This is a genomic window from Nocardioides dilutus (assembly GCF_054779555.1).
Genome location: NZ_BAAGYA010000004.1, coordinates 114,589 through 130,623 on the forward strand (window position 1 = coordinate 114,589; position 16,035 = coordinate 130,623).

Sequence of the window (16,035 nt, forward strand, 5' to 3'; positions counted from 1 at the left end):
CCGGCGATTCGGCTGCGGACGCGGGCGGGGAAGCCCCGCCGGTCCGCAGCCGAATCGCCGGGCCAGGTCAGTTGACGCTGACGGCGCTCCAAGCGGCCGCAACCGTGGCGCGCTGCGTCGACCCCGCCCCGAACAGGTCGGTGGCCGCGTTGAGCGTGGCCGTCCGGGCCTGGGCGTAGGTCGTGCCCGAGGTCATGTAGACGGTCAGTGCCCGGAACCAGATCCGCTGAGCCGCGTCGCGACCGATGCCGGTCACCGTCGACCCGTTGCAAGTCGGCGAGTTGTGCGCGATCCCGTTGATGGTCCTGGCGCCCGACCCCTCGGCCAGCAGGTAGAAGAAGTGGTTGCCGACCCCCGAGGAGTAGTGCACGTCGAGGTTCTTGGTGTTGCTGCTCCAGCAGTTGGGCGAGCTGCCGTCGGCGATCGGGTTGTCCATCCGGCGGAAGCCCGAGCCGTCCGCGAGGTCGAACTCCTCACCGATCCGGTAGTCGCCCGGGTCGTCGGCGTTGGCGGCGTAGAACTCCACCATCGTGCCGAAGATGTCCGAGGTGGCCTCGTTGAGGCCGCCGGACTCGCCCGAGTAGGTCAGGCCGGCGGTGTTCTCCGTGACGCCGTGCGACATCTCGTGCCCGGCGACGTCCAGGCTGACGAGCGGTCCGAAGCTCGACCCGTCGCCGTCGCCGTAGGTCATCTTGGTGCCGTCCCAGAACGCGTTGACGTAGTTGGAGCCGTAGTGGACCCGGTTGAAGGAGCCCGCGCCGGTGCCGAAGATCCCGTTGCGGCCGTGGACGAGTTGGAAGTAGTCCCAGGTCACGTTGGTGCCGTACTGCGCGTCGGCGCCCGCGGTCGCCCGGTTGCTGTTGCTGCCGTTGCCGAACGTCGTGGTCGTGCTGGTGATCTGGGTGCCCGCCGAGCAACCGAACCCGAAGATCTGGCACCAGATCGAGTCGGTCGCGTTGTTCATGTCGGTCGTGTAGGTGTTGCCGCGGGTGCCGTCCTTGAGCTGGTAGGTCGACCCGGACTGCGTCACCTGCAGCGGGACCGTGCCGCTGTAGAGCGTGTTGCCGGTCCCGTCGACGTTGACGACGTGCTCTTCGCGGCGCAGGACCTTGCCCGAGCGGGCGTCGACGATCGTGGAGAGCCGGCTCGGCGTCTGGTCGGCGCGCTTGCCGAGGGTCGTGACCTCCCAGGCGAGGCGAGGCTTGCCGGAGAGGGTCTCGACGACCAGGCGCGGGGTGCCCGCCGCCCGGAGCTTGGCGATCGAACGGGTGGCCGTGGACCTCGCGAGGGCCTTGCTGGTGGCCTTCGCGGCCGTGAGCCGCGGCGTGGTGGAGAGCCTGATCGGCTTGGTCAGCGTCTGGCTGACGCCCTGCCAGCTGGCGCCCGGCCCCTGGTGGACGACCAGATCGCCGCCCAGGACGGGCAGGCCGCGGTAGGTCCGGTCCAGGCGCACGTGGGTGGCGCCGCTGCGGTCCACCACCGCGTCCCGCGCCGCGAACCGCTGCCCGGCGGTGTGCAACGCCGCCCGCGGGTGGGCTGCGAGCCCGCTGATCGCCGCGCGGGCGGCCCGGTCGGTGCCGTCGATGGCGCGGTTGCTCGATGTGGTCGACGTGGCCGAGGTGGCCGAGGTGGCCGCCCCGCTGCCTGTGGTCGCGCTGCCGGGCTGTGTACCCAGTGCGGTGGCCGCCAGCAGCGCGGCGGTGCCGAGCCCCAGCGACCGGGTGATGGTCCTTCGCATGTCGTCATACCTCTTCAGTTCGCACGCCCCGAGTCGGGCGATCCGTCCGGCGACCTTCGCAAGACCCGGCTACCCCGCGGTAGCAACGAGCGTTCGCAGGTTCTTGTATTGCAGGAACCTGCAGAAGTCGTCCCGGCTCGTGACCGAGCTGTCGGGCCGGCCCTCAGTCGAGGTCGAGCAGGTGCTCCAGGCCGACGGTCAAGCCGGGGCGGTCGCCGATGGCGCGCAGGCCGGTGAGCACGCCGGGGGTGAAGGACGCCCGGTCGAACGAGTCGTGGCGGATGGTCAGGGTCTCCCCCGGCCCACCGAGGATGACCTCCTGGTGCGCCACCAGGCCGCGCGCCCGCACGGCGTGCACCCGGACGCCGTCGACCTCGGCGCCGCGGGCACCCTCGAGACCGGTGCTGGTGGCGTCGGGCATGGGCGGGCTGTCCGCCGCCCGACGCGCGGCCGCGATCAGCTCCGCCGTACGCCGCGCGGTGCCGGACGGTGCGTCGGCCTTGTCGGGGTGGTGCAGCTCGACGACCTCGACCGATTCGTAGAACGGCGCCGCGGCGGCCGCGAAGCGCATCATCAGGACCGCTCCGATCGAGAAGTTGGGCGCGACCAGCACGCCCACGCCCGGGGCGTCTGCCAGCCATCCGGTCAACGTGTCCAGGCGTCCCTGGTCGAACCCGGTGGTGCCCACGACCGCGTGGATGCCGTGTTCGACGCAGAAGCGCAGGTTGTCCATGACCACGTCGGGGTGGGTGAAGTCGACGACGGCCTCGACACCGGTGGTGACGAGGTCGTCGAGCGGGTCGCCGAGGTCGTTGGACGCCACCAGCTCGAGGTCGGTCGAGCGCTCGACGGCCCGGCAGACTTCCCTGCCGACCTTGCCGCGAGCACCCAGCACACCGACTCGTCGCACCATTGACACGGCCCACAACCTACCGGCGGCAGTACCGGCGGCGCGTTCTCGCTAGGTTTGTCCCATGGCGGTGCAGGCGATCCCGGCCCGGATCCGGTGGGCGGTGGACTTCATGGACGTCCAGCCCGGCGACCACGTCCTCGAGATCGGCTGCGGACCTGGCGCCGCGGCCGAGCTGATATGCCAGCGGCTCGAGACCGGCAAGCTGTTCGCCATCGACCGTTCCGAGTCGGGTGTCGACCGCACCCGGCGGCGCTGCAAGCGCTACGTCGACGCCGGCCGGCTAACGGTGCGCCAGATCGACCTGGCGACCCTGCGGGTGCCCGTCAAGCGGTTGCACAAGGTCTTCGCGTTCAACGTCAACCTGTTCTGGGTGCGGGAGTGCCGCGACGAGGTCGCCTTGCTGCACGAGCGGGTGCTGCCGGGCGGCGTGGTGCACCTCTTCTACGACGCGAGCCGCCCCGAGCAGGTCCCGGAGATCAAGGAGAAGGCCTCCGCCGCCCTGGCCGGCGGCGGCTTCCGGGTCTCGGTCGCCGAGAACGAGGCCCCGGCCGTGGTGGCGATCATCGGCCGTCGATGAAGTCTATTCCCTGAATCGCTCACGCATTAGATTATTTTCTAATGTATGCTCGATCCAGGCCAGAGCCTGAATTCGGCGGCGGGAGGAGACGCGGATGCGAGTGCTCGTGCTCACCGTGGACCAGCGTGGCTCCACCCGACAGGCCGCACCTGACCGGGTGCCCCAGGCGCTGTCCGGGCTCGCCGACCTGGGCGACCTCGCCCTGCTCCGCCCGTTCGAGCGGACCGCCGGCGACGAGTTCCAGGGAGTGCTCGACGACCCGGAGGCCCTGGCCCCGATCGTGGAGCGGCTCCTTCGTGAGGACGCCTGGAACATCGGCGTCGGGATCGGGGCTGTCGACGAGCCGCTGCCCGAGAGCACCCGGGCCGGTCGCGGCGCCGCCTACGTGCACGCCCGGGACGCCGTGAACGCCGCCAAGTCCAGCCCGTGGCATCTCCGGGTCGAGGGCGACGGCGCGGGGGTCCGCGGGCTCGAGACCGCGCTGTGGCTCTGGGCGGCGGTGCTCGCCCGGCGCACCTCGCGCGGCTGGGAGGTGTCCGACCTGGTCGACGCCGGTCTCAGGTACGACGAGATCGCCGGTCGCCTCGACATCAGCCAGTCCGCCGTGAGCCAACGCGCCCAGGCGGCCGCGATCGTGGAGGGACGCCGGGCCCGGGAGCTGGTCGCCGAGCTCACCGCTCCCCTGCTCGCCGGCGGGGTGGCCGCCCGATGAACGCCGAGTCCGCCACCCAGCTCGTCGTCGTGCTGCTGTCCGCCTGCGTCGTCGCGTCCCTCGGCGGGTGGGCCCGCTTCGGCCGCACCGTCTGGCCGCCGATCGCCGTCGTCCTGCTCGCCGCGACGGGCCTCGTCGCCGCGGTTTCCGACGAGCTCGACACGAGCGACCGTGGGGTGGCCACACTGGCCGTGGTGCTGGCCGGCGCCACCGCGGTGCTGGGCGGTGGCCCACTCACGGTCAGGGTCTTCGCCGCGGTGGACGCGGCGGACCAGCCCGCGGGCATGGACCCGCATCCGATCGAGTCCGCCGGCGCCGTGCTGCGCGGTGGCACCTGGATCGGGGCGCTCGAACGCGGCGCGGTGTTCGCGAGCCTGGCAGTGGGGATGCCCGAGGGGGTCGCCGTCGTGCTGGCCCTCAAGGGCCTGGGCCGCTACCCGGAGCTCCGCAACCCCGCCGACTCCCCGGGCGCCGCCGAGCGGTTCATCATCGGCACCTTCACCAGCGTGCTCTGGGCAGCCGCGTGCGCCGGCGTGCTAGCGCTAACCCTGCGCTAGGAAGGTCCGACCACCGCGAGGATCTCCGGACCTCCGAAGACGTGGGCGGCGATGTCGCGCACCTCGTCAAGGGTGACCCCGTCGATGCGGGCCATCACGTCGTCGATGCTGAGCAGCTCGTCGTGGACCAGCTCGGCCTTGCCGAGGCGCGACATCCGCGAGCCCGAGTCCTCCAGGCCGAGCACCAGCCCCCCACGCAGCTGGCCCTTCCCGCGGGCCAGCTCGTCGGGCGTGATGCCGTGCGCGGCCACCCTGGACAGCTCGGTGCGCACCACGGTCAGCACCTCGTCGAGCTTGTTGGGCAGGCAGCCGACCGAGACGCCGACGACGCCGGAGTCGGCGTGGTGGCTGGCGAAGGAGAAGACCGAGTAGGCCAGGCCGCGGCGTTCCCGGACCTCCTGGAAGAGCCGGCTCGAGGTGCCGCCACCCAGCGCGGTGTTGAGCACGCCCAGGGCGAACCGGCGCTCGTCGTTGCGGTCCACTCCCTCCATGCCGAGCACCAGGTTGACCTGCTCGAACGGACGGACGGCCTCCACGAGCCCGCCGTGGACCGGGGGCTTGCGTCCGGTGGCGTGCCGGGCGGGCAGCGGGTCGGCCTCGCCGGACAGGAAGCCGGCGCGTCCGAACGCCTTCTTAACCCGGCGTACGACGTCGGCGTGGTCGAGGTTGCCGGCCGCGGCGATGACGATGTTCTCGGGCCGGTAGTGACGCTTGTAGAAGCGGTGCACCTGGGCCCGGCTGAGCGCCTCGATGGATCCGACAGTGCCGGCGATGGACCGGCCCAGCGGCGTCCCGCTTCCCCACGCCTGCTCGGCGAAGAGGTTGTGGGCGACGTCGTCCGGGTCGTCGTCGTGCATGGCGATCTCGTCGAGGATGACGTCGCGCTCGGCCTCGACGTCCTCGGCGGACAGCAACGAGCTCGTGATCATGTCGCCGAGCACGTCGATGGCCAGCGGCAGGTCGCTGTCGAGCACCCGCGCGTGGAAGCAGGTGTATTCCTTGGCGGTGAAGGCGTTGAACTCGCCGCCGACCGCGTCCAGCGCGATCGAGATGTCCAGCGCGGACCGCTCGGCAGTGCCCTTGAACAACAAGTGCTCGAGGAAGTGCGAGCAGCCGTGCTGGGTCGCCGTCTCGTCGCGTGAGCCGACGCCGACCCACACGCCGAAGCTGGCCGAGCGGACGCCCGCCAGCTGCTCGGTGACCACCCGCATCCCGCTGGGCAGGACGGAACGGCGGACGAGCGAGGTGACTCGCCCGCCGCCGTCCCGAACCGACTGCAGGGTGCGGGTGGAGGCTCGCCTCAGGGTCAGGCCTCGACCGGCTGCGCCTCGGCCGCCTCGGCGGGCGCCTCGGCGTCCTCGACCACCGGGATCAGCGACAACTTGCCGCGGTCGTCGACCTCGCCGATCTCGACCTGGATCTTCTGGCCCACCGAGACGACGTCCTCGACGGCCTCGACGCGCTTGCCGCCGGCGAGCGGGCGGAGCTTGCTGATGTGCAGCAGGCCGTCCTTGCCGGGCATCAGCGAGACGAACGCGCCGAAGTTGGTCGTCTTGACGACGGTGCCGAGGTAGCGCTCGCCGACCTCGGGCATCGTCGGGTTGGCGATGGCGTTGACGGCGTTCTTCGCGGCCTCGGCAGCCTCGCCGTTGGTCGCGCCGATGTAGACCGTGCCGTCGTCCTCGATGGAAAGCGTCGCGCCCGTGTCGTCCTGGATCTGGTTGATGATCTTGCCCTTGGGACCGATCACCTCGCCGATCTTGTCCACGGGCACCTTGATGGTGATGATCCGCGGCGCCAGCGACGACATCTCGTCGGGACCGGCGATCTCCTCGTTCATCACGTCGAGGATGGTGTGGCGGGCCTCGCGGGCCTGGGTGAGCGCCGAGGCGAGCACCTCGGCGGGGATGCCGTCGAGCTTGGTGTCGAGCTGGAGGGCGGTGACGAAGTCACGGGTGCCGGCGACCTTGAAGTCCATGTCGCCGAAGGCGTCCTCGGCGCCGAGGATGTCGGTCAGCGCGACGTACTGCGTCTCGCCGTCGACCTCACCGGAGATGAGGCCCATCGCGATGCCCGCGACGGGCGCGCGGAGCGGGACGCCGGCCTGCATGAGCGACAGGGACGACGCGCAAACCGAGCCCATCGACGTCGAGCCGTTGGAGCCCATCGCCTCGGAGAGCTGGCGGATCGCGTAGGGGAACTCCTCACGCGACGGCAGCACCGGCAGGAGGGCCCGGCGGGCCAGCGCGCCGTGGCCGACCTCGCGGCGCTTGGGCGAGCCCACGCGGCCGGTCTCGCCGGTGGAGAACGGCGGGAAGACGTACTTGTGCATGTAGCGGCGGTGCTTCTCCGGAGAGAGCGTGTCGAGCTGCTGCTCCATCTTGAGCATGTCGAGGGTGGTGACGCCCAGGATCTGGGTCTCACCGCGCTCGAACAGCGCCGAGCCGTGCACCCGCGGGATCACGCCGACCTCGGCGTGCAGCGGCCGGATGTCGGCCAGGCCGCGGCCGTCGATGCGGACCTTGTCGCGCAGCACGCGCTCGCGCACGACCTGCTTGTTGACCGAGCGGAACGCCGCGCCGACCTCCTTCTCGCGACCTTCGAACTGGTCGGCGAGCTTCTCGAGGACCGTCGCCTTGAGCTCGTCGGTGCGGGCTTCGCGCTCCTGCTTGTCGCCGATCGTCATCGCGGCCGCGAGGTCGTCCTTGGCAGCGGCCTCGACCGCGGCGTAGACGTCGTCCTCGTAGTCGAGGAAGACCGGGAAGTCGGCGACCGGCTTGGCGGCCTCCTTGGCGAGCTCGGCCTGCGCCTCGCACAGCTGCTTGATGAACGGCTTGGCCGCATCGAGACCGCCGGCGACGACCTCCTCGGTCGGCGCCTGGACGCCCGACTGCACGAGGTGCCAGGTCTCCTCGGTGGCCTCTGCCTCGACCATCATGATGGCGACGTCACCGGTCTCGGTGACCCGGCCCGCAACGACCATGTCGAAGACGGCGTTCTCGAGCTGGCTGTGGTTGGGGAAGGCCACCCACTGGCCCTCGATCAGCGCCACGCGGACGCCGCCGACCGGGCCGGAGAACGGCAGGCCGGAGAGCTGGGTGGACAGCGACGCGGCGTTGATCGCCAGCACGTCGTAGGGGTGGTCCGGGTTGAGCGCCATCACCGTGATGACGACCTGGACCTCGTTGCGCAGGCCCTTCTTGAAGGTCGGGCGCAGCGGGCGGTCGATGAGGCGGCAGGTGAGGATCGCGTCCTCGCCGGGACGACCCTCGGAGCGGAAGAAGGAGCCCGGGATCTGGCCCGCGGCGTACATCCGCTCCTCGACGTCGATCGTGAGGGGGAAGAAGTCGAAGTGGTCCTTGGGGTGCTTGCCGGCCGTGGTGGCCGAGAGCAGCATGGTGTCGTCGTCGATGTAGGCGGTGACGGCGCCGGCGGCCTGGCGGGCCAGGAGACCGGTCTCGAACTTGATGGTGCGCTGCCCGAACTTGCCGTTGTCGAGAGTCGTCTCGACGGCGGAGATCACGGGCTCGTGAGTGTCTTGGGACATGAAGAGATGAAGTCCTTACTGCGTTCGCGAAGCGAACCGCTGACCCGCGTCAGGCCCCGCTGAGCACATGAGCTGTGGGGCGGGGGCCGGTCTTCGATCGAGACCCGCAGGACGGTCCCATTGGGGGCCCTGAAGGTCACTACCGAGGATCGGCCGGGGCGGCGGATCGCCTCTATCTGTTGGTTGCTGGTTGTTGAGTTGTACGTCGTGAAATGTAGCGAAGGACCCGCCGGAGCGGGTCCTTCGGAGTCAGCGGCGCAGGCCGAGACGCTCGACGATCGAGCGGTAGCGCTCGATCTCGGTCTTCTGCAGGTAGTTGAGAAGACGACGGCGCTGGCCCACGAGCAGCAGCAGGCCACGACGGCTGTGGTGGTCGTGCTTGTGGGTCTTGAGGTGCTCGGTGAGGTGGGAGATGCGGTGGCTGAGCAGCGCGATCTGCACCTCGGGAGAGCCGGTGTCGCCCTCGGACGTGGCGTACTCGGCGATGATCTTCTGCTTCGTCGCGGCGTCGGTTCCGACTGCCATGGCGGGGCTCCTCTGGTTCTCTCGTTGCGCGGCGCGCCGGGGCCTGTTCACCCGGGCACTCTGGATCCGCGGCCGATTGCACGGCGGTTCTGGTGCGGTGGTCGCCCCTGATGGGCAACCGGGCAAGACTAGCAGCGGAGGCTCGGCCTCCCCGAATCGTCATGCGCCCTGGGGCTGGGGTGGCGGCCGAGGACCCAGGCATACCGAGCAGGACCCATGCGACGATGCCGACATGGGCCTGCTGACCGAGGATCCCGTCCCGTCGGACTACACCGGCACCCGGATCGGGGTGTGCAACCTCTGCGAGGCGATCTGCGGGATCGAGCTGACCATCCAGGACGGCCGGGTGACCGGGATCCGGGGCAACGAGGCCGACCCGCTCTCCCGCGGCTACATCTGCCCCAAGGGCGTGTCGATGGCGGACGTCCACGACGACCCGGACCGGCTCCGCCGGCCGATCCGCCGGGTGGGCGACGGACCCGACGCGACCTGGGAGGAGATCGGCTGGGACGAGGCGCTCGACCTGGTCGCCGACCGGCTCGCCGCGACGGCGCGGGAGCACGGCCCGGACGCGATCGGCGTCTACCTCGGCAACCCCAACGTGCACTCGGTCGGCTTCGCGACCCACGGCGTGCCGTTCGTGAAGAGCCTGCGGACCCGCAACCGGTTCAGCGCGTCCACGGTGGACCAGATCCCGCACCAGTTCGTCGCCTGGCAGATGTACGGCCACCAGCTGCTGCTGCCAGTGCCCGACCTGGACCGGACGTCCTACTTCCTGGTGCTCGGCGCCAACCCGATGGCGTCCAACGGCTCCCTGATGACCGCCCCCGACTTCCCCCAGCGCCTGCGCGACCTCAAGGCCCGCGGCGGCCGGATGGTCGTGCTGGACCCGCGCCGCACCGAGACGGCCAAGGCCGCGACCGAGCACCACTTCGTGCGGCCGGGGTCGGACGCCGCTGTGCTGCTGGCGATGCTGCACGTGCTCCTCGACGAGGGGCTGGCCACTCCCCCGGCGTACGCCGACAACCTGGACCGGGTCGGCGAGCTGGTCGCGGGATTCACGCCCGAGCTGGCGGCCGGTGCCAGCGGGGTCCCCGCCGACACCATCAGGACCTTGGTGCGCGAGCTGGCGGCCGCCGACTCGGCCGCGGTCTACGGCCGAATGGGGGTCTCGACCCACGGGTTCGGCTCGGTGTGCCAGTGGGCCATCCAGCTGCTCAACCTGCTCACCGGCAACTTCGACCGGGAGGGCGGCGTGCTGTTCCCGGAGCCGGCCGTCGACACTGTCGGCCGCCGGATCGTCGGGCCGGGTCACCACGACGTCTGGCGCAGCCGGGTCCGCGACATCCCGGAGTTCGCCGGCGAGCTGCCCGCCGCGGTGATGCGCGAGGAGATCGAGACACCCGGCGACGGCCGGATCCGGGCGATGGTGACCATCGCCGGCAACCCGGTCCTGTCCACTCCTGACGGTGCGAGCCTGGCCCGTGCGCTCGACGGGCTCGACTTCATGGTGGCCGTCGACATCTACCTCAACGAGACGACCCGGCACGCCGAAGTGATCCTGCCGCCCACCTCCGCACTCGAGCGCGACCAGTACGACCTGGTGTTCCACGGTTTTGCGGTCCGCAACACCGCCCGGTTCACCCCGGCGGTGTTCGCCAAGCCCGACGACGCCCGCCACGACTGGGAGATCTTCCGCGACCTCACCGAGCGCCTGCAGTCCCGGGCCGGTGTCGGCCTCAAGGACCGGCTGGCGACCAAGGCGCGGCTCGCAGCAAGCCCCGCAACCGTCATCGCGGGCCTGCTCAAGACCGGCGGGCGCACGACGATGAAGGCGCTGCGCAAGCACCCTGAGGGCGTCGACCTCGGCCCGCTGCGCCCGACGATGCCCGAGCGGCTGCAGACCCCGGACAAGCGGATCGACCTGGCCCCCGCGCTGGTGGTCGCCGACCTGGAGCGGGTCCGCGAGGCCGCCCTGGCCGGCGCGATGCCGCAGGACGGCGAGCTGCTGCTCATCGGACGCCGGCACAAGCAGGACTGCAACTCCTGGCTGCACAACACCACGCGCCTGACCCGCGGCCGCCCGCGCCACCAGCTCCTCATGCACCCCGACGACCTGGCCGCCCGTGGCCTGGAGTCCGGGGCCGTTGTCCGCGTCGTCTCACGCGTCGGCGCGGTCGAGGTCGAGGTCAGCGGCGCCGACGACATGATGCCGGGAGTCGTGTCGCTGCCCCATGGTTACGGTCACCAGGTCGAGGGCACCCGGCTCTCGAACGCGTCGACCGTCGTCGGGGTCTCCATCAACGACCTGACCGATCCCGACCGGCTGGACGTCAGCGGGAACGCCGCACTCAACGGCGTTCCCGTGACGGTCCAACCGGTCTGACCCCCCGGTTCAGACCTGGACACCTCCCAGGACGGCGAGCACCTCATCGGCACTGGCGGCTGCGCGCAGGCGCGCGATCTCGCTCTCGTCCATGAAGACCTCGGCGAGCCGTTGGAGCACCGTCAGGTGGTCGTCGCCGGCCCCGGCGATCCCGACGACGAACTCCGCGGGCTTGCCGTTCCAGTCGATCGGCTCGGCGTAGCGCACGAAGCTGATCGCCGTGCGCCGGATCGCGGGCTTCGCCTCGTTGGTCCCGTGCGGGATGGCCAGGCCGTTGCCCATGAAGGTGGAGACCGACGCCTCCCGTTCGTGCATGGCCGGCAGGTAGGACGCCTCGACGGCGCCGACCGCGACCAGCAGCCGGCCGGCCTCGTCGATGGCGTCGTCCCGGGAGCGGGCCGACCCCTGCAGGACGACGGCGTCCGGGCCGAGGATCTCAGCCACGCGACCGCTCGATCATCTCCACGATCTCGTCATACCGCGGACTGCCCATGAAGTTGTCGACCGACACGTGGACCGCCGAGGGTGTCGCCTGCCTGGCGCGGTCGATGAGGTCCTGGTGCGAGATGACGACGTCGTAGTCGTCGGTCAGGTTGGAGATCGCCTTGTTGACCACCGTGACATCGGCGTGCCCCGCACTCTCGATCTTCTTGCGGAGCACGGACGCACCCATGGCCGAGGAGCCCATCCCGGCGTCACACGCAAAGACGATCTGGCGGATGGGGCGGGTCGCCAGAGCCGTGGCGCCTCCGGTGAGCGCCGAGGCAACGGACGAGCTCTTGCCCTTGAGCGCCTCCATCTGGTGGGTCGCCCCCACCAGCTGGTCCTCGGCCTCCTCGGTCTTGTCCATCTTGAGGATGAAGGCGGCGACCACGAAGGTCGCGGCGGCGCCTCCGACGATCGACAAGGTGATGCCCACGAGGTTGGCGACACCCGTGGGAGCGGCCAGGTAGACGGCGAACACCGAGCCCGGGGCCGCGGGTGAGCGCAGTCCGCTGTCGAAGATCACGTTGATCAGGATCTGCGTCATGCCGCCCGCCATCATCGCGACGATGAGCTTGGGCTTCATCAGCACGAACGGGAAGTAGACCTCGTGGATCCCGCCGAAGAAGTGGATGATCGCGGCACCCGGCGCCGACGCCTTGGCCAGCCCCTTGCCGAAGAAGGTGTAGGCCAGCAGCAACCCGAGGCCGGCTGCGGGGTTGGCCTCGAGGAGGAACAGGACGGACTTGCCGTTCTCCGCGGACTCCTGGAGCCCCAGCGGGGTGAGCACCCCGTGATTGAGGGCGTTGTTGAGGAAGAGGACCTTCGCCGGCTCGATCAGGATCGAGGTGAGGGGCAGGACATTGTTGTCCACCATCCACTCGACGCCGTCGCCGGCGCGGTCGGCGATCCAGGTGAGCACGGGGCTCAGCGCAAAGAACGAAGCTGTGGCCAGGATGCCGCCCCAGATGCCGGCGGCGAAGTTGTTGACCAGCATCTCGAAGCCGGGCTTGATCTTGCCGTCCCAGATGGCGTCGATCTTCTTCATGCTCCAGCCGCCGAGCGGCCCCATGATCATCGCGCCCATGAACATCGGGACGTCGGTGCCGGCGATGACGCCGAACGTCGCGACGGCACCCACGACACCGCCGCGGGTGTCGTAGAGCATCTTGCCGCCCGTGTAGCCGATCAGCAGCGGCAGCAGGTAGGTGATCATCGGCCCGACGATGCCGGCGCCGGCGTAGTCGCCCCAGCCGCCGATCTCGGCGACCCAGCTGCCCGGGCTCAGCCAGGCCCGCTCACCGCCACCGAGGTTGAGCCAGCCCACCTCGATGAACATCGCGGTGATCAGGCCCCAGGCGATGAAGGCGCCGATGTTGGGCATGACCATGTTGGACAAGAAGGTGCCGAACTTCTGCACCTGGACTCGCGTCCCTCCGGACGTCGCGGTGGCTGTCGAGGCCATCTTGGGTTCCTCTCGGGTTGCAGGACGTGACCCCCGTCACCTCCGATGTTCCCCAGTCTGCACACAATCGGGCCGATTGCCAAGCATTCGGGCATGACTTTCTGTCCGTCAATGTGGTTTTTCCTGCGAATGAGGGCTAGCGTCACCCACATTCCCCTGCTCCGGACCCCGAGAGGACCGACCGCGACATGTTGGCACTGCGCTTCTACGCCCCTGAGGACGTCCGCCTCGAGGAGGTCGAGGAACCGGTCTGCGGGCCGGACGAGGTCAAGCTCCGGGTGCGCAACTGCTCGACCTGCGGCACCGACGTCAAGATCTTCCACAACGGCCACCAGAACCTCACCCCACCGCGGACCATCGGGCACGAGGTCGCCGGCGAGGTCGTCGAGGTCGGCGCCGACGTCAACGCCCGCTACGGCTCGAAGTGGCAGGTCGGCGACCGTGCCCAGGTGATCGCCGCGGTCCCTTGCGGCGACTGCCACGAGTGCCGCAAGGGCTGGATGGCCGTGTGCCAGAACCAGACCTCGGTCGGCTACCAGTACGACGGCGGCTTCGCCGAGTACATGATCGTGCCCAGCCAGGTGCTCAAGGTCGACGGCCTCAACCGGATCCCCGACAACGTGGGCTACGACGAGGCCAGCGCCGCCGAGCCGTTCGCGTGCGCGATCAACGCCCAGGAACTCCTCGGCATCGAGGAGGGCGACACCGTCGTCGTCTTCGGCGCCGGCCCGATCGGCTGCATGCACATCCGGATCGCCCGGGGCGTGCACAAGGTCGGCCCCGTCTACCTGGTCGACGTCAACGCCGAGCGCCTCGAGATGTCCGCCGACGCCGTGCAGCCGGACGAGACGATCAACGCCGCCGAGGTCGACGTCGTCGCCCGGGTCATGGAGCTCACCGGCGGCCGTGGGGCCGACGTGGTCATCACCGCCACCGCCGCCAACGTCACCCAGGAGCAGGCCATCGCGATGGCCGCGCGCAACGGCCGGATCTCCTTCTTCGGCGGGCTGCCCAAGACCGACCCGACGATCACCTGCGACTCCAACGTCGTGCACTACCGACAGCTGCACATCCACGGCGCCAACGGCTCCGCGCCGGAGCACAACAAGCGTGCCCTGGAGTACATCTCCACCGGTCAGGTCCCGGTCAAGGACCTCATCACCCGGCACGTACCCCTGGCCGACGTCCTCTCCGCGTTCGACATCGTCAGGAACGGTGAAGCCATCAAGGTGACGGTGGAGCCGTAAGCCGAGGGCGAGCGAGGGAGCGAAGCGACCGAGGCGAGCGATGGCGCCCGGAGGGCGCGCGCCCCGCGATCGGCCCCGTGCCCGCGAGGGTCGAAGCTCGCGGGGGTATCAGAGCAGCGCCCGCACCGCATCCCGCCCGGCCATCGGGTCGGTCGCGCCGAGGGCGGCCTCCGCGGCCGCCTCGCAGGTCGCCAGGCTCACCGCGGACAGCTGGGCGCCGACCGGGCGGACCGCGGCGGCCGCCATGGACAACGAGGTGATCCCCATGCCGACCAGGGCGACCGCCAGCAGCGGGTCGGCGGCCGCCTCGCCGCACACGCCGACGGACTTGCCGGCGCGCTTGCCCGCCGCCGCGGTGGTCGCGACGAGCTGGAGGACCGCAGGCTGCCAGGGGTCGGTCAGGTGAGCCAGGTCGGAGGCGAGCCGGTCCGCCGCCATCGTGTACTGCGTGAGGTCGTTGGTCCCGATCGACAGGAAGTCCACGACGTCGAGCAACCGGTCGGCGTGCACCGCAGCACTGGGGATCTCGACCATGACCCCCGCCTTGAGCCCGCGGTCCCGCACCTGCTCGGCGAAGGCCCGGGCCTCCGTGACGGTCGCCACCATCGGCGCCATCACCCAGGTCTCGGTCCCGGTGGTGAGCGCCGCCGCGGCGATGCCGTCGAGCTGGCGCTCCAGGAGCCCGGGGTTGTCCATGGCCAGCCGGAGACCGCGGACGCCGAGAGCCGGGTTGTCCTCGTCCTCCAGCGTCGCGAACGCGATCGGCTTGTCCGACCCGGCGTCCAGCGTCCGGACGACGACGTAGCCACCGTCGCCGGCGAAGGCGTCGAGCACCTCGGCGTAGATCGCGGCCTGCTCGTCGACGGTCGGCTCCTCCCGCCGGTCGAGGAAGCACAGCTCGGTGCGGAACAGGCCCACGCCCTCGACCGGCGACGAGGCCGCGGTGCGCGCCGACGCCCCGTCGGCGACGTTGGCCAGCAGCCTGACCCGCACGCCATCGGTCGTCTCCGCGGGCCCAGTCCACGCGTCGGCCTGTGCCCGGGCGGCGCGGTCGGCGTCGACCAGGGGGACCGCATCGGCCTCGGCGACGGTCGGGTCGACCGTGCCTGCCGAGCCGTCGACGAGGACCTGGCCGCCGGACGGGAGCCCGAGGGCACCGGCTACGCCGACCACACAAGGAATCCCGAGCTGGCGCGCGATGATCGCGGTGTGGCTGGTGGCGCCGCCCTTCTCGGTGACCAGCGCGAGCACCACCTGCGGGTCCAGGCCCGCCGTGTCGGCAGGGGCCAGGTCGCCCGCCACGAGGACGGAAGGAGCGTCGGGCCGTGCCACGCCCGGCTCCGGCTCCCCCACCAGCCGGGCGACGACGCGGCGCTCGATGTCCACCAGGTCGGTGGCCCGCTCGGCCATGAGCCCGCCCATCGCGGTGAACAGGTCGACGAAGTGGGCGACCGCGCCGTGCACCGCGGACAGCAGGTCCTCGCCGCCCGAGATCCGGGTGGCCACCCCCTGCCGCAGGCCCTTGTCGCGGGTCAGCCCGGCACTGGCGGTCAGCACCTCCGTCGCCGCGCCGCTGGCCCGCGAGGCCTTGTCCGCGAAGCCGTCGGCCACCTCTCCCGCCGCGCGGTCGAAGGCCGCCAGTGCGGCGTCCGGGTCGGCGAAGCCGCCGTCGCCGAAGGCCGCCAGGGCCGCCGCGGACACCTCCTGGGCGACCAGCACGACCGGCCCGTAGGCGAGTCCTGGCACGACGGGGGTGCCACGCAGCAGGCTGGACGCGCGGGCCTCCCCCACAACGGGGGCCTGAGAGGTGACCATGACCACATTCAAGGCCAGGTGTACCTTGACAGTCAACAGATTCGGGTCTAAAACAACATATTCACAGAAC

The 16,035-nt window shown here is 70.8% G+C and carries 13 protein-coding genes; 5 read left to right on the forward strand and 8 right to left on the reverse strand.

Annotated features, from left to right (window positions below; translation table 11 throughout):
- Window positions 1-67: 67 nt before the first annotated feature.
- The gene (locus ACYVC6_RS21815) at window positions 68-1,738 is read right to left on the reverse strand and encodes a M4 family metallopeptidase (protein ID WP_460716653.1); all 1,671 of its coding nucleotides are present in this window, start codon (window positions 1,736-1,738) and stop codon (window positions 68-70) included.
- Between the two features lie 163 nt (window positions 1,739-1,901).
- Entirely contained in the window at window positions 1,902-2,648 is a 747-nt protein-coding gene (dapB, locus tag ACYVC6_RS21820) for a 4-hydroxy-tetrahydrodipicolinate reductase (RefSeq protein ID WP_460716832.1), read from the reverse strand.
- 64 nt (window positions 2,649-2,712) lie between these two features.
- On the opposite strand from dapB, the gene ACYVC6_RS21825 reads away from it, so the two are divergent.
- From ACYVC6_RS21825 to ACYVC6_RS21835, 3 genes are all read left to right on the forward strand, one after another.
- Window positions 2,713-3,228 (forward strand): class I SAM-dependent methyltransferase, encoded by a 516-nt coding sequence (locus tag ACYVC6_RS21825; RefSeq protein ID WP_460716654.1) that lies wholly within the window; start codon window positions 2,713-2,715, stop codon window positions 3,226-3,228.
- A gap of 94 nt (window positions 3,229-3,322) precedes the next feature.
- A complete protein-coding gene (locus tag ACYVC6_RS21830) occupies window positions 3,323-3,940 on the forward strand; it encodes a transposase (RefSeq protein ID WP_460716655.1) in 618 nt (205 codons plus the stop codon).
- Window positions 3,937-4,497, forward strand: coding sequence for a hypothetical protein (locus ACYVC6_RS21835; RefSeq protein ID WP_460716656.1), 561 nt, complete (start codon window positions 3,937-3,939; stop codon window positions 4,495-4,497). The genes ACYVC6_RS21830 and ACYVC6_RS21835 overlap by 4 nt, the downstream gene beginning before the upstream one ends.
- Here the strand turns inward: ACYVC6_RS21835 and ACYVC6_RS21840 are convergent.
- The 3 genes from ACYVC6_RS21840 to rpsO all read right to left on the reverse strand — a co-directional run bounded on the left by ACYVC6_RS21840 (window position 4,494) and on the right by rpsO (window position 8,569).
- Complete coding sequence (locus ACYVC6_RS21840) at window positions 4,494-5,708, reverse strand: M16 family metallopeptidase (RefSeq protein ID WP_460716657.1); 1,215 nt, start codon at window positions 5,706-5,708, stop codon at window positions 4,494-4,496. The two genes, ACYVC6_RS21835 and ACYVC6_RS21840, sit on opposite strands and share 4 nt — an antisense overlap.
- 95 nt (window positions 5,709-5,803) lie before the next feature.
- Window positions 5,804-8,044: a polyribonucleotide nucleotidyltransferase gene (locus tag ACYVC6_RS21845; protein WP_460716659.1), complete on the reverse strand. Its 2,241-nt coding sequence runs from the start codon at window positions 8,042-8,044 to the stop codon at window positions 5,804-5,806.
- Between the two features lie 249 nt (window positions 8,045-8,293).
- Complete coding sequence (gene rpsO, locus ACYVC6_RS21850) at window positions 8,294-8,569, reverse strand: 30S ribosomal protein S15 (protein WP_460716660.1); 276 nt, start codon at window positions 8,567-8,569, stop codon at window positions 8,294-8,296.
- 232 nt (window positions 8,570-8,801) lie between these two features.
- Between rpsO and ACYVC6_RS21855 the strand changes: the two genes are divergently transcribed.
- On the forward strand, window positions 8,802-10,955 hold the full coding sequence (locus ACYVC6_RS21855; RefSeq protein WP_460716661.1) for a molybdopterin-dependent oxidoreductase: 2,154 nt from the start codon (window positions 8,802-8,804) through the stop codon (window positions 10,953-10,955).
- 9 nt (window positions 10,956-10,964) lie between these two features.
- Here ACYVC6_RS21855 and ACYVC6_RS21860 read toward each other — a convergent pair whose 3' ends face one another.
- Together ACYVC6_RS21860 and ACYVC6_RS21865 are read right to left on the reverse strand one after the other, a co-directional pair.
- Window positions 10,965-11,399 (reverse strand): PTS sugar transporter subunit IIA, encoded by a 435-nt coding sequence (locus ACYVC6_RS21860; RefSeq protein ID WP_460716662.1) that lies wholly within the window; start codon window positions 11,397-11,399, stop codon window positions 10,965-10,967.
- Window positions 11,392-12,903, reverse strand: coding sequence for a PTS mannitol transporter subunit IICB (locus ACYVC6_RS21865; RefSeq protein ID WP_460716663.1), 1,512 nt, complete (start codon window positions 12,901-12,903; stop codon window positions 11,392-11,394). The genes ACYVC6_RS21860 and ACYVC6_RS21865 overlap by 8 nt, the downstream gene beginning before the upstream one ends.
- Before the next feature lie 188 nt (window positions 12,904-13,091).
- On the opposite strand from ACYVC6_RS21865, the gene ACYVC6_RS21870 reads away from it, so the two are divergent.
- Window positions 13,092-14,150, forward strand: coding sequence for a zinc-dependent dehydrogenase (locus ACYVC6_RS21870; protein ID WP_460716664.1), 1,059 nt, complete (start codon window positions 13,092-13,094; stop codon window positions 14,148-14,150).
- 108 nt (window positions 14,151-14,258) lie between these two features.
- On the opposite strand, the gene ptsP is transcribed toward ACYVC6_RS21870, so the two are convergent.
- Entirely contained in the window at window positions 14,259-15,965 is a 1,707-nt protein-coding gene (gene ptsP / locus ACYVC6_RS21875) for a phosphoenolpyruvate--protein phosphotransferase (protein ID WP_460716665.1), read from the reverse strand.
- Window positions 15,966-16,035 lie beyond the last annotated feature (70 nt).

Coding starts and splice junctions, on each gene's coding strand:
- ACYVC6_RS21815 (WP_460716653.1), bottom strand. CDS start 1,738: ATGCGAAGGACCATCACCCGGTCGCTGGGGCTCGGCACCGCCGCGCTG.
- ACYVC6_RS21825 (WP_460716654.1), top strand. CDS start 2,713: ATGGCGGTGCAGGCGATCCCGGCCCGGATCCGGTGGGCGGTGGACTTC.
- ACYVC6_RS21830 (WP_460716655.1), top strand. CDS start 3,323: ATGCGAGTGCTCGTGCTCACCGTGGACCAGCGTGGCTCCACCCGACAG.
- ACYVC6_RS21835 (WP_460716656.1), top strand. CDS start 3,937: ATGAACGCCGAGTCCGCCACCCAGCTCGTCGTCGTGCTGCTGTCCGCC.
- ACYVC6_RS21840 (WP_460716657.1), bottom strand. CDS start 5,708: ATGCGGGTGGTCACCGAGCAGCTGGCGGGCGTCCGCTCGGCCAGCTTC.
- ACYVC6_RS21845 (WP_460716659.1), bottom strand. CDS start 8,044: ATGTCCCAAGACACTCACGAGCCCGTGATCTCCGCCGTCGAGACGACT.
- rpsO (WP_460716660.1), bottom strand. CDS start 8,569: ATGGCAGTCGGAACCGACGCCGCGACGAAGCAGAAGATCATCGCCGAG.
- ACYVC6_RS21855 (WP_460716661.1), top strand. CDS start 8,802: ATGGGCCTGCTGACCGAGGATCCCGTCCCGTCGGACTACACCGGCACC.
- ACYVC6_RS21865 (WP_460716663.1), bottom strand. CDS start 12,903: ATGGCCTCGACAGCCACCGCGACGTCCGGAGGGACGCGAGTCCAGGTG.
- ACYVC6_RS21870 (WP_460716664.1), top strand. CDS start 13,092: ATGTTGGCACTGCGCTTCTACGCCCCTGAGGACGTCCGCCTCGAGGAG.
- ptsP (WP_460716665.1), bottom strand. CDS start 15,965: ATGGTCACCTCTCAGGCCCCCGTTGTGGGGGAGGCCCGCGCGTCCAGC.